General features: G+C 54.0%; 12 protein-coding genes. 4 read left to right on the top strand and 8 right to left on the bottom strand.

Annotated features, from left to right (window positions below; all coding sequences use genetic code 11):
* Positions 1–59 precede the first annotated feature (59 nt).
* From yiaA to LH22_RS13235, 4 genes are all read left to right on the top strand, one after another.
* Complete coding sequence (gene yiaA / locus LH22_RS13240) at positions 60–500, top strand: inner membrane protein YiaA (protein WP_038647238.1); 441 nt, start codon at positions 60–62, stop codon at positions 498–500.
* A gap of 351 nt (positions 501–851) precedes the next feature.
* Positions 852–1,106 (top strand): PAAR domain-containing protein, encoded by a 255-nt coding sequence (locus tag LH22_RS20280; RefSeq protein ID WP_071845619.1) that lies wholly within the window; start codon positions 852–854, stop codon positions 1,104–1,106.
* 2 nt (positions 1,107–1,108) lie between these two features.
* Positions 1,109–2,227: a hypothetical protein gene (locus LH22_RS20275; RefSeq protein WP_071845618.1), complete on the top strand. Its 1,119-nt coding sequence runs from the start codon at positions 1,109–1,111 to the stop codon at positions 2,225–2,227.
* Between the two features lie 110 nt (positions 2,228–2,337).
* Complete coding sequence (locus LH22_RS13235) at positions 2,338–5,640, top strand: ImcF-related family protein (protein WP_081946734.1); 3,303 nt, start codon at positions 2,338–2,340, stop codon at positions 5,638–5,640.
* 108 nt (positions 5,641–5,748) lie between these two features.
* On the opposite strand, the gene nth is transcribed toward LH22_RS13235, so the two are convergent.
* The 8 genes from nth to LH22_RS13195 all read right to left on the bottom strand — a co-directional run bounded on the left by nth (position 5,749) and on the right by LH22_RS13195 (position 13,365).
* Positions 5,749–6,381, bottom strand: coding sequence for an endonuclease III (gene nth, locus LH22_RS13230; protein ID WP_038647237.1), 633 nt, complete (start codon positions 6,379–6,381; stop codon positions 5,749–5,751).
* The gene (locus tag LH22_RS13225; protein WP_038647235.1) at positions 6,378–7,079 is read right to left on the bottom strand and encodes an electron transport complex subunit E; all 702 of its coding nucleotides are present in this window, start codon (positions 7,077–7,079) and stop codon (positions 6,378–6,380) included. Before LH22_RS13225 ends, nth begins: the two co-directional genes overlap by 4 nt.
* Positions 7,076–7,708 carry an electron transport complex subunit RsxG gene (gene rsxG, locus LH22_RS13220; protein WP_038647233.1) on the bottom strand — a complete coding sequence of 211 codons (633 nt, stop codon included), beginning with the start codon at positions 7,706–7,708 and terminating at the stop codon, positions 7,076–7,078. Before rsxG ends, LH22_RS13225 begins: the two co-directional genes overlap by 4 nt.
* Positions 7,709–7,710: 2 nt before the next feature.
* The gene (gene rsxD / locus LH22_RS13215; RefSeq protein ID WP_038647231.1) at positions 7,711–8,769 is read right to left on the bottom strand and encodes an electron transport complex subunit RsxD; all 1,059 of its coding nucleotides are present in this window, start codon (positions 8,767–8,769) and stop codon (positions 7,711–7,713) included.
* Positions 8,770–11,646 carry an electron transport complex subunit RsxC gene (rsxC, locus tag LH22_RS13210; protein WP_038647230.1) on the bottom strand — a complete coding sequence of 959 codons (2,877 nt, stop codon included), beginning with the start codon at positions 11,644–11,646 and terminating at the stop codon, positions 8,770–8,772. It abuts the gene before it with no gap.
* Entirely contained in the window at positions 11,639–12,217 is a 579-nt protein-coding gene (gene rsxB / locus LH22_RS13205; RefSeq protein WP_034827415.1) for an electron transport complex subunit RsxB, read from the bottom strand. The genes rsxC and rsxB overlap by 8 nt, the downstream gene beginning before the upstream one ends.
* The gene (gene rsxA / locus LH22_RS13200; protein ID WP_034827413.1) at positions 12,217–12,798 is read right to left on the bottom strand and encodes an electron transport complex subunit RsxA; all 582 of its coding nucleotides are present in this window, start codon (positions 12,796–12,798) and stop codon (positions 12,217–12,219) included. The genes rsxB and rsxA overlap by 1 nt, the downstream gene beginning before the upstream one ends.
* A 123-nt stretch (positions 12,799–12,921) precedes the next feature.
* Positions 12,922–13,365: a DUF2569 domain-containing protein gene (locus LH22_RS13195; protein ID WP_034827411.1), complete on the bottom strand. Its 444-nt coding sequence runs from the start codon at positions 13,363–13,365 to the stop codon at positions 12,922–12,924.
* Positions 13,366–13,416 lie beyond the last annotated feature (51 nt).

The following is a 13,416-nucleotide window of genomic DNA, read 5'->3' as shown; positions in this document are numbered from 1 at the left end:
TTCCGGCGGCAGCTCTTTTTAACATTTTAAATTATTTTCAATAACCTAAAGGAAATACTATGAAAACGCAGAATATCCCTGTTTCACCCGCATTTGTCGCAATTTCCTGGATTGCCATGATCGGCGGCAGTGTGGTTTATTTGGCCGGTTTGTGGCAGGCAGGGATGGAGCTAAATGAAAAAGGCTACTACTTTTCTGTGCTGATTCTAGCGCTGTTTGCTGCGGTTTCATTGCAAAAAACGGTTCGCGATCGCCAGGAAAATATTCCCACAACTCGCCTTTATCACGGAGTGTGCCTGTTGGCATTTGGTCTTTCAGTTGCGCTGCTGGTCATCGGATTGGTGAATGCAACACTGATGCCTAGCGAAAAAGGGTTTTACGGTGTGTCATTCTTCATGGCGTTATTTGGTGCAGTAGCCGTGCAGAAGAATACCCGTGATAACCAATTCACAGAACAAAGGGCACCGGTTAATAATAACGCTGAGAATACTATGGAATAATGGCTGTCGGGCGGTGATGCGCCCGATTCGAATTATACAATTAAAGATTGTTCATATTTATTTTTATTTGGGCCATTACACCTTTTGTTGAGAGTATGCTCATCTAATAGAGTATGCGATTATGATTGACAGGGATGCAGTGGTTCAACTTTTATGCGATCACGTTTTGTATACTATCGATATAATGAATCTATAAGTTTAAACCAGTCAACCTTTGGTCGTTATTACGCAATAAAATATGTTTCGCGGTTATTTATCATTTATTATTTTAAACTATTGATTTTGATGTTTCATGATTTATTAATTTCCGTTAATGATGTATCTCACCATTTAAAATAGAAGGAAAAGTATATGCCAGCACTGACTTGCTTAGGCGATGCAACAACACACGGCGGTAAGGTTATATCGGCCTCATCAACAATTTATGTGGAGGGTGTGCCCGTTGCATTAGTTGGAGATTGCGTTTCATGCCCACTGCATGGTTTTAATCATATTAGACAAGGGGATCCTACAATGTTCGATCATGGCGTACAGGTGGTTGTACACGACTGCATATGTGAATGTGGTTGCAAAGTTATCAGCTTCCGAAATGAGATGGTTGAATAAAAATGAATTGGCCGATTCCAGACATCCCACATAAGAAAAGCTTAAAGAAACCATCTATTAAATTCTTGACGATTGTTTTTATTCTTTTGATTTGCTTAGGTGCATTGACTTCTATTTTTCTGCTGAAAGTTCATGGTTACAGAGATGTAATAAGCAATGGCTTGCTACCTTCAGGTTTGATATGGCTATGTCTCGTAGGGATTGTTTGGTTTCGGTATGATCAAGCATCTAATGCAGCTATATTATGGGAAGTTCAGACCCAAATTACTAAATCACACTGGCAGCGCTGGGCTATGTGGCAAAGACCGATTGTGGCCAATATAATCTTGTGTCCTGAGAAAAATGGAAGTGAAGCTTTAATTGGAGAGCCTTCTTATATTCCAGCATATCCGGTTAAATGTAGACGTCTACACCATAATTTTTTGACTTTAAGCTCTAAGTTGAGTTTTTTAGATAAAAATCTGGAAGAACAGTGCCCGGGTTATAGAAATGACCTTCATGACATCATTGTGCTTATTACAGAAAAACATGATATATCTTCCATTTCTCAGGCTGTATTTAAACAATGGGACATAATCCCTGATATTGTATCTAAAATTGATCAATACTTTTCAGGTTCTGAATCCTGTACGATTAAAGGAATGTCGTTGATTATTACCTTACAGGATTGGCCTAACTCTATTGAACGTGAATATAGTGAGTTTATCAACGCAAATCTCATCTGTTCATCAGAGATGAACGAGAGTGATTCATTGCTTGTCAAGGCTGGTGTAGGACGATTTTTGCATTCAGACTCTCTGACGAAATCACTTGATGTTCTTACAGAGTATAACAGGTTGGTGGCTTCAGAAATGAAGCATGTTTGGCTTTCGGGAATTGGGGAGGCTGATATGATTACAATCGTACGCTATGCTGAAGAAAAAAAATGGGCTCTTCCTTCCCGCCATCCTTTTTTAATTGTTAATCATTCATTTGGTCCTCCAGGACCACTAGCTTTTCCTGTTTCGATTTCATTATTAGTGGATGCTGCAATTAGAACTGGAGAAACTCAATTATTAATATTAGGTGGCAAGGATAAAGCCTATTCATTTTGTCTGATTACAAGGAGGTTGTTTTTATGACATCAACAGCTTCGCCGGTCATTCGGCGTTTTAGTGTGACAGGATATTCAATATTAGTCGTGGCGCTTGCATGCGTAAGTGCATTCCTGATCACTACTTTCAGAAGTGGTATGGATATTTTAGGGGTAAATGTTGAATATGTTTGGTTAATCTGGTGTGTGTGTGTATTAACTTTAATAATAGCTGTCTTTACTCTTCATTTTTCTCAGAAAAAGTCAATTGGCCAAGAGCAGGAGCAATATTTACCTCAAAAGATAATTGGGCACCACAAGCAATTAGATAAGAAAAAAACGACTTCTACTGAAAATCACCGGATTATTCTCCAGCATCTCCGTTATGCTCTCCGCCAACAACACGGCCGTCTTTGGAATTACAAAGTTCACATCCTTCTCATCACGGGCAGCGTGCCAGACGTTGAACGCCTGACCCCTGGCCTGACCAATCAACTCTGGCAGGAGGACAGTGGCACGCTGTTGTTGTGGGGCGGCGATCCCGCCTCTCAAACTGACGAAACCTGGCTGATTGCTTTGAAGCGCCTGCGTCGCCGTCCTGCAGACGCGATAATATGGGTGACTTCTGCAACTGACCAGCTTACCGACATTGCCGGGTTGCCCACTGCTGCGCGACCTTCCAGTGCCGCGATGGACGCCACCGCACATGCCTTATCGGCTCGCTGCAATACGCTCGGCTGGCGACTGCCACTGTTCGTCTGGTCATTGCATCCACGCGCTGGGGGGCAGGCTGGCCGTATAACTCAGGCCGTGGGGTTCCAGACTTCCACAACCAATAAACACGATGCATTGCTCGCGGCACTGGCGGCGGACCTCATCGCGCAGGGGACCCAGCAGGTGGCGGGCTCGCCGCAGCATCACTTTTTGCTGAGCCTCGCGGACCAGCTGGCGCGTGTGCCGGAATCAATAACTGCGCTGCTTTTTCCGCTGCAGAAGGTTCATGGGGCTCTGCCGCTGACGGGTATGGTGTTCAGCCCGCAGTCGGAAGATACGGCAGGTACGATACCGCACCACTGGAGGCGTGATAACCGCTGGGATGCGCTGCCTGCGTCTTCAAACGAACTGCCTGTACATCTTCGCCCGCTCCGCTATGGTCTGCACTGGAGCCGGATTTCCGCTGCTGCTGCCTGTGCGCTGGTGGTTCTGTGGGGTGCCGGAATGCTGGTCTCTTTCGCCGCCAACCGCAGCGTTATCAGTGATGCCGTTACGGTGGCTGAAAACGCTTCAGACAGCAGTCAGTCTTTAAAACAGCGGCTTGCTGCACTGGGCGTGTTTCAAAACACTATCGGACAATTACAGTATCGCCAGGAACATGGTATGCCCTGGTACAGCCGCCTCGGACTGAGCCAGAACGAAGAACTGCTGTCTGCCCTTTGGCCGCGTTACCGTGAGGCAGCACTGCCTCTGCTGCGCGACGCCGCAGCCTTACAGCTCTTTGGCGCACTGAAAGCCTATGCGGCACTCGCACCCGACAGCCCGCTGCGCGAAACGCAGTCAAAGCAGGCCTACACGCAGCTCAGGCTGTATCTGATGCTGACGCGCCCGGAACGTATGGATGCCGGCTGGTTCAGCCAGACGCTGATGCAGAACTGGACGCAGCGGCAGGGTCTGGACAACGCGTACTGGCAGGGCACCGGGAGTCCGCTACTGGCTTTCTATGCAGAGAATCTCATTTCTCACCCCGAATGGGCGCTGAAAGCAGACCCGGAGCTGGTCAGACAGGTGCGCACTCTGCTGGTGCGTCAGATGGGGGTAACCAACAGCGAAACCCGCCAGTACCAGCGGGTGCTGTCGCAGGTCGCCCGACAGTATGCGGACATGCGCCTGGCCGATATGACCGGCGATACGGATGCGGGTCGCCTGTTTACCACCGATGAAGTTGTGCCCGGCATGTTCACCCGTCAGGCCTGGGAAGATGGCGTTAAACCCGCCATTGAAAAAGTGGCGCGGGAGCGGCGTGAGGAGATGGACTGGGTACTCAGTGATGCACCGCCGCCCGCCGGTGATGCATCCTCACCCGAAGCGCTGGAAGCGCGGCTCACCAGCCGTTACTTCTCTGACTACAGCGCAGCCTGGCTTAACTTCCTCAACAGCCTGCGCCTGCAGCCGGCACCGACGCTTTCTGACGCAATTGACCAGCTCACGCTGATGGCGGATGTGCGCCAGTCGCCGCTGGTGGCGCTGATGAACACCCTCAGCGTGCAGGGACGTACCGGGCAGAGTGGGGATGCCATTGCCGACTCGCTGGTGAAATCCGCGCAGAACCTGCTGAGTCGGGAAAAGCGCCCGGCCATCGACCAGAACAGCGGCCCGGGCGGCCCCCTTGATGACACCTTCGGCCCGCTGCTGGCGCTGATGGATAATCAGGGCAGCAGCAGTATGAGCCTGCGCACCTTCCTGACGCGCGTCACGCAGGTGCGTCTGCGCCTGCAGCAGGTCACCAACGCGGCAGACCCGCAGGCCATGACGCAGACGCTGGCGCAGACGGTGTTTCAGGGGAAAACCGTTGACCTCACTGACACCCGCGACTATGGCAGCCTGGTCGCCGCCGGACTCGGGCAGGAGTGGAGCGGTTTTGGTCAGACGGTGTTTGTGCGTCCGATGGAGCAGGCCTGGCAGCAGGTGCTGAGGCCGGCAGCGGAAAGCCTGAACGCCCGGTGGCAGCAGGCGGTGGTGAACGAGTGGAACAGCGCGTTTGGCGGACGTTATCCGTTTAAAAACGTCAGCAGCGAGGTGTCACTGCCGCTGCTGGCGAAATATCTGAATGCGGACAACGGCCGCATCACCCGCTTCCTGCAGTCGCGTCTGAGCGGCGTACTGCACCGCGAAGGCACCCGCTGGGTACCGGACAGCATCAACGCGCAGGGACTGACGTTCAATCCCGCATTCCTGAAAGCGATGAACCAGCTGAGCCGGATTTCCGACGTGGTGTTCACCCGCGGAGAGGCCGGGCTGCACTTTGAGCTGCGTCCCGGTACGGCCGCAGACGTGATGCAGACTGACCTGATTATCGACAGTCAGAAGCTCACGTACATGAATCAGCAGCCGGTGTGGAAGCGCTTTACCTGGCCTGCCGACACCGAAGCGCCGGGCGCATCGCTGAGCTGGATAAGCACGAAGGCCGGCACCCGCCAGTACGGCGACATGCCGGGCAGCTGGGGCTGGATTCGCCTGCTGGATAAAGCCCGGGTCAGCGCCAATCCGGGCATCAGCAGCAGCTGGCAGCTCACCTGGCAGGCTCCCGACGGTCGCCCGCTGAATTACATTCTGCGCACTGAAGCGGGTGAGGGACCGCTGGCGCTGCTGAAGCTGCGCAACTTCACGCTCCCGACCGATATTTTCATTATCAGTGACACACCGGACGTGCCGGATGAAACCTTTGTCAGCGAGGAAGACTCATGACCCTGCAATCCCTGATTAACGCCTGCGGTGCGGATAAGAACCATCTTCGCGCGCTGGCGACGGAGTCAGTCTCTCAATGGGAGCCGTGGCTGAAGCCCCTGGCAGACACTAAGACTCTTTAGCGTCAAACTCACACAAATCTTCGATCAGGCAAGATCCACAGCGCGGTTTGCGTGCCACGCAGGTGTAGCGGCCGTGCAGGATCAACCAATGGTGGCAATCGACTTTAAAAGCGGATGGCACCACTTTAATCAGCTTGTCTTCGACTTCTTCGACATTTTTGCCGGGCGCAAAACGGGTGCGATTGCTGACGCGGAAAATATGGGTATCCACCGCAATGGTTGGCCAGCCAAAGGCGGTATTCAGCACTACGTTAGCGGTTTTGCGACCGACGCCAGGCAGGGCTTCTAATGCCGCGCGATCTTCCGGGACTTCGCCAGCATGCTGTTCGATGAGAATGCGGCAGGTTTTGATCACATTCTCCGCTTTACTGTTAAACAGGCCGATAGTTTTGATGTATTCCTTTACGCCATCCACGCCTAGCGCCAGCACCGCTGCAGGGGTATTGGCCACCGGATAGAGCTTTGCGGTGGCCTTATTGACGCTGACATCCGTCGCTTGTGCCGAGAGCAGGACCGCAATCAACAGCTCAAACGGTGAACTGAAATTCAGTTCCGTGGTGGGATGGGGGTTATCATCACGCAGGCGCGTGAGAATTTGCAGCCGCTTGTCCTTGTTCACACGGCCTTCCCGGTTTCGCCTTGCGGCGCGATTTCAGGTTCCGATGCTCGCAAGGCGGCGCGCTGCTTCATTTTCTGATCGATCAGGTATTTACCCGCCAGCAGCATACCTAACCCGATAAACGCACCTGGCGGCAACATCGCCAGCAACATCGGTGAATCAAAATGAAAGACTTCAATGCGCAGCGCTTTGGCCCACGGCCCCAGCAGTTGGTCCGCACCATTAAACAGCGTGCCACTGCCGATCAACTCACGAATCGAACCTAACGTCACCATCGCGCAGGTCGCGCCCATCCCAATGGCAAATCCATCCAGCGCGGAGAGCGGGATGCTACTTTTCGACGCCACCGCTTCAGCGCGGCCCACCACAATACAGTTGGTCACGATCAGAGGAATAAAGATGCCCAATGACTGATACAGACCATAAGCGTAAGCATTAATCAGCATTTGTACGCAGCTCACCACCGAAGCGATGATCATCACGTAAATGGGGATGCGGATTTCAGCCGGCACCCAACGACGCGAAGCCGAAATAGCGCTATTGGTGATGGTCAGCACCAAGGTGGTGGCCAGGCCAAGGCCGAGGGCGTTAGTGGCGGTTGAGGTCACGGCCAGCAATGGGCACAGACCCAGCAACTGCACTAATGCGGAGTTATTTTTCCACAGGCCACCAACCAGCAGGTTTTTCGCTTCACTCATGGTGCATCTCCACATTCAGGCAGCGAAGAGAGCTTCGCTGGCAACGTTTCAATCAGTAGTGCGGTGCGTTTGGTGGCATTGACCACCGCGCGCGGAGTAATGGTGGCACCGGTAAATTGATCAAATTCACCGCCATCTTTTTTCACCGCAAAGTTTTTGTCGTCGGCACCGTGCACCACTTTGCCGTTAAAGCTATTGATCCAGTCGGAAATACGCAGTTCGATCTTATCGCCCAGGCCAGGTGTTTCATGGTGTTCAACCACACGGACGCCCAATACTTTGCCGTGAAAATCAGCACCGACCAGCATCTGAATTGCACCAGAATAGCCGTCTGGCGCGGTGGTCTCAAGCGCCGCCGCGACAGGCTGGTCACCTTTACGTGCCAGATACAGATGATGCGGCTGGTTATTGCCTAATGCCGCCGCATCGGTGACCAGAAAACACTCTTGCTGAATATGATTGTCATACATATCGGTGGGCACCACCTGATCGAGCAGGTTCTTTTGCTGCAGTGCCGTCTGATGCTCCACCGTGGGCTTGGTGACATAGTTCACCACGGCAGTCACACCGGTGGTGATCACCGCAAACGCCGCCAGCGTTACAGCATTTTTTCGAATAGCATCGAACATCTTTAATCCTTGCGATGGCCGTAAACGCGCGGCTGGGTGTAGTAATCAATCAGCGGCACGCAAATATTCGCCAACAGAACCGCGAAGGCCACACCGTCCGGATAACCACCAAAACTGCGAATCAGCCAGACCAGCAAACCAATCAGTGCACCATAAACCAGGCGTCCACGGTTAGTCGTCGAGGCGGTGACCGGATCGGTGGCGATAAAGAACGCGCCGAGCATGGTCGCGCCGGAGAACAAATGAATCAGTGGCGAGTTGAGCGATTCCGGCGAGAACAACCAGCCAAGAGTGGCGCAGAACGTCAGCGATACGAGGAAACTGACGGGGATGTGCCAGCGAATGGCATTCTTCGCCAGTAGCAGCATGCCACCCAGCAAATAGCCGAGGTTAATCCACTGCCAGCCTAATCCCGCCAGCACGCCGGTATAAATCGGCTCAGCCAGTAACTGCTCAGCACTGTGCCCGGCACGCAGGCCGGTTTTAAAGGTATCCAGCGGTGTGGCCTGACTCATGCCATCCACGCCGATTTGTAGCTGCTGCATGGTCTCACCGGCCAGCGTATGGTTGGTGAAAATCATGCTCAGAGAATCGAGCAAACCGGGTTTGATGGATTGTAAGGAATCCGGTGGCAACCAACTGGTCATCTGCACCGGGAAGGAGATCAGCAAGACCACATAACCGACCATCGCTGGGTTGAAAGGGTTTTGACCCAGACCGCCATACAGTTGTTTCGCGATGACAATGGCAAATACGGTGCCAATCACCACCAGCCACCAGGGCGCCAGCGGCGGCAGACTGATGCCGAGCAGTAGCGCGGTGAGCAGGGCGGAGTTATCCGAGAGTGTCGGCACCACTGGCGTTTTGCGCAGACGTAAAATGGCGCCTTCAGTGATCCACGCAGTGGCGGTGGCGAGCAATACCTGAATCAGAAAACCCACGCCAAAGAAATACCACTGCGCGGCCATGCCCGGCAGCGCAGCCAGCACCACCAGCAGCATGATGTTGCCAGTGCTGCGGCGGTTGTGGGTATAAGGAGAACTTGCAATACGAAAAGCCATTTATTCCTCAGTCGTCGAAGGCTGCTGCTGCGCTTTACGCGCTTTGGCACGGGCGACCGCGGCAGCAATTGCCGCTTTACGTGGGTCGGCGGAGTCAGGAGAGGCAGCAGCCTCCACTTCAGAAGATGATGCAGGCGCGGCTTCAGCAGATGCAGAAGCTTGCTCGGCAGCTGCCGCAGCTTTCTTCGCTTTAGCGCGCGCAATGGCGGCTTCAACCGCTGCTTTACGCGGATCGATTTCAGCAGCAGGTGCTGCATCAGCAGGTTTTGGCGCTTGTTCGCCAGCCGCAGCAGAGGCTTTCCTTGCCTTGGCACGCGCAATGGCAGCTTCAACAGCGGCTTTACGAGGATCCACTTCTGCAGCAGATGCTGCATCAGAAGGCTTAGATGCTTGTGGTGCGTCAGCAGATTCAGAAGTCGACTCAGCTGCCGCAGCCGCTTTCTTCGCTTTGGCACGAGCAATGGCCGCTTCAACCGCTGCTTTACGTGGGTCCACTTCTGCAGCTGATGCTGTATAAGAAGGCTCCGGTGCTTGTAGTGCGTCAGCAGATTCAGAAGTCGACTCAGCTGCCGCAGCCGCTTTCTTCGCTTTGGCCCGGGCAATGGCTGCTTCAACTGCTGCTTTTCGTGGGTCCACTTCTGCAGCTGATGCTGTATCAGAAGGCTCCGGTGCTTGTGGTGCGTCAGCAGATTCAGAAGTCGACTCAGCTGCCGCAGCCGCTTTCTTCGCTTTGGCCCGGGCAATGGCTGCTTCAACCGCAGCTTTGCGTGGATCGACTTCAGCGGCAGGTGCTGCATCAGCAGATTCAGAAATCTGCTCAGCTGCTGCCGCTGCCTTCTTAGCTTTGGCTCGGGCAATGGCCGCTTCTACTGCCGCTTTACGCGGGTCCACTTCTGCCGCAGTTGCTGCATCAGAAGGCTCAGGTGTTTGTGGTACGTCAGCAGATTCAGAAGTCGGCACAGCTGCTGCAGCCGCTTTTTTCGCCTTAGCGCGCACAATGGCGGCTTCAACCGCCGCTTTACGGGGATCAACTTCAGCGGCTGTGGCTGCATCAGCAAGCTCAGACACTTGTTCACCAGCCGCAGCCGCTTTCTTCGCTTTAGCACGCGCAATGGCGGCTTCAACTGCTGCTTTACGTGGATCAGCCTCAGCAACAGGTGTTTCAGCAACGTCGCCTACCGGTTGCTCAGTCACACCAGACTTCTTCGCTTTAGCACGCGCAATCGCGGCTTCAACCGCTGCTTTACGTGGATCGCCAGACTGGCGACTCAGCGCCTGCGTCTCTGACTGTTTTTCCGCCTGCTGAGCTAACGCCTGCGCATGGCGAGCCTCACGCTCGGCAGTTTCCTGTTCTGGTGTTTTGGCGGCACGCGCCTTCACGCGAGCAATCGCTGCGTCACGTTCACCCTGATCGCTACGTGCCACACGCTGTTTTGCTTCTTCATGACGCGCTTCACGCGCCAGTTTTTCCCGCTCTAAACGCGCCTGACGCGCTTCAAAGCGCGCTTTAGCTTCAGCGGTGCGCTTAGCTTCGAGATCAATGGCGCGCAACTCGGCCTTCTCCTGGCGATAATATTGCACCAGCGGGATATTGCTGGGGCAAACGTATGCACAGGCACCGCACTCAATACAGTCATCGATGTTATGGGCGCGCGCTTTCTCATGATCGCCGCCCTGGCTATACCAGAACAACTGTTGCGGCAACAGCTTCGCCGGGCAGGCATCCGCACAGGCACTGCAACGAATACAGGACTGTTCTTCTTCGTTATTACCCATCTCACTAGCAGACGGTGCCAGAATACAGTTGGAGATTTTCACCAGCGGCACATTAAGTGACGGCAGCGTAAAGCCCATCAGCGGGCCGCCCATAATCACCATCTGCCGCGAACCTGGCGCAAAACCTACATGATGCAACAGATGACTTACCGGTGTGCCCAAACGTCCCCAAACGTTACGTGGTTGCGCAATGGCTTCGCCGGTCAGCGTGACGACACGTTCGGTAATCGGCTCGCCATCAATAATGGCGCGCTTTACCGCCCATGCGGTACCCACGTTCTGCATCAGCACGCCTATATCGGTGGAACGGCCGCCGTGCGGCACTTCGACACCGGTAAGAATCTGCGTCAGCTGTTTGGCGCCACCAGACGGATATTTGGTTGGTATCACGCGCAGCTGCAACTCGCGATCACCGCCCAAAGCCTGCTTCAGCGCCGCAATCGCTTCGGGTTTATTATCTTCGATACCAATCAGCACGCGCTCTGCCTGCAATACCCAGGCGAGGATGCGACATCCCTCCAGCACTTCAGCCGCGCAGTCCTGCATCAGACGGTCATCGGCAGTGATGTAAGGTTCACACTCGGCGGCGTTGATAATCAGGGTTTTGACCCCGCGCAATCCGCCGCGCAGTTTAGTGGCGGTCGGGAAGCCTGCACCACCTAAACCGGCCACGCCGGCCTCATGAATGCGCTTGACGACCTCTTCACGCGGCAGCGCGCGGAAGTCAGGTTGCGGGTCGAGCGTAGTCCAGCGGTCTTCACCATCGGCGCGCAGGAAAATACACAGCTCGGAAAGACCCGAAGGGTGCGCGGTCATATGTGGCGCAATCGCTTCGATGGTGCCGGAAGTCGGCGCGTGCACTGGCAGCATGCGTCCGCTGCCAAACGTCAGCGCTTGACCACGCAGAACGTGATCGCCAGGCGACACACAAATCTCGCCTTCATGGCCGATATGCTGTTTTAACGGAATGATGAATTGTTCAGGCAGCGGTAACTGACTTAGCGGCGTGCCGTTTGACTGGGTTTTCATCTCAGGCGGATGAATACCGCCCTGAAAATCCCACAGTTTCTCTTTGCGGAAAATTTTTAGCAAATTAAGCATGAGTTTCTACCGGGATCACCCGTACAGGAATGGTTTCGAGATCCCATTTCCAGTTGGCCGTGGTTGTGGCAACCGGACGCATTTCAATACAGTCAGTCGGGCAGGGAGCGACACACAAATCACAGCCGGTACAGACATCGCTCAACACGGTATGCATGGCGCGGGTGGCGCCGACAATGGCATCCACTGGGCAAGCCTGAATACATTTGGTGCAGCCGATGCAATTGGCTTCATCAATCCAGGCCACGGTGCGGATCGGTTCCTGCACTTCCTCACCGCCATCCAGCGGTTGCGGTTCAACGTTAAGCAGCGCAGCCAGCTTGAGCATGGTTTGCTCGCCACCGGGGGCGCATTTATTAATGGCTTCACCGTTATTCCCCACGGCATCGGCGTACGGGCGGCAGCCGGGATAACCACATTGGCCGCACTGACTCTGCGGCAGAATACTGTCGATCTGTTCAACGATCGGATCTTCTTCTACCTCGAATCGGCGCGAGGCGTAGCCGAGCAGGGCGCCAAAAACCAGGCCCAGCGCAGCAATCGCCACAATAGCAATCCAAATCGCGGTCATTAGAATTTCACCAGCCCGGTAAAGCCCATAAAGGCCAGCGCCATCAAACCTGCGGTGACTAAGGCAATTGAGTTGCCCTTGAACGGCGCAGGGACGTTGGCCAATACCAGACGTTCACGCATACCGGCGAACAGCACCATTACCAGGGAGAAGCCGAGCGAGGCACTGAAGCCATAGACCGCAGCCTGCATAAAGGTATGGTTGAGATTGACGCTCAGTAAAGGGACACCCAGCACCGCACAGTTAGTGGTAATCAGCGGCAGGAAAATGCCCAGCAAGCGATAGAGTGACGGACTGGTTTTGCGCACCACCATTTCGGTGAATTGCACCACCACGGCGATCACCAGGATGTACGCCAGGGTTCGCAGGTACACCAGATCGAGCGGCACCAGAATCAGATGGTTCACCAGCCAGGCGCAAATCGACGCCAGGGTGATCACGAAAGTGGTGGCGAGTCCCATGCCGATGGCGGTTTCCAATTTTTTTGACACGCCCATAAAGGGGCATAGGCCGAGAAACTTCACTAACACGAAGTTGTTCACCAGCACAGTGCCAATAAAGAGAAGTAAGTAATCGGTCATTTTTTAACCTGGGAAGCCGAAAGGCGTCTATTATCCGGAATTGAGAGGTGCATCTCAACCTCTACACAAAATGTGTGGGTGTTGAGAGCACTCAGAATTAAATTCCTGACGAAACTCGCGCCGTTATGGCTGGATAAACGTCTCTTTAACACGTTGAGAGCGTTTGAAGTAGGGCACAAATACCGCCGCCGCCAGCAGTGACAACAGCAGCGTTTGAATGGCTTTGTTATCCGCCACCGGGGTGAACGCGAAGGTTTTCAACGCCAGTAACACGGTCATCAGTAACCACAGGATGTAATGACGCGGTAAACGGCGCGAACGTTTACAGAACATCCAGCAAACCCAAATACTGTAGACCCAAACCACGCCTGCGGTGAGCAGGGAAATCGCCCATTGCGTGAACAATTGGCTGGCATGAGTGAACAACGTGGTACGCAATTCAGTATCAAACAACGGGCTCAGATACATGGCCACAACCAGCGCACTGGTCAGCATCGTCATAATCAACCAGGCCAGCGGCAATAACAGCCAGCCAGCAATACGCGGCGGGTTTACCGATTCGGTCATCTTGCGGATCCTGTAGCGAAATTAAGAAGGCGTTGAATGTCCAAACGGGGC

The sequence above is a fragment of the Pantoea rwandensis genome (assembly GCF_000759475.1).
Classification (GTDB): domain Bacteria; phylum Pseudomonadota; class Gammaproteobacteria; order Enterobacterales; family Enterobacteriaceae; genus Pantoea; species Pantoea rwandensis_B.
Note: the sequence above shows the minus strand (reverse complement) of the source record. Positions and strands in the feature narration are given on the sequence as shown.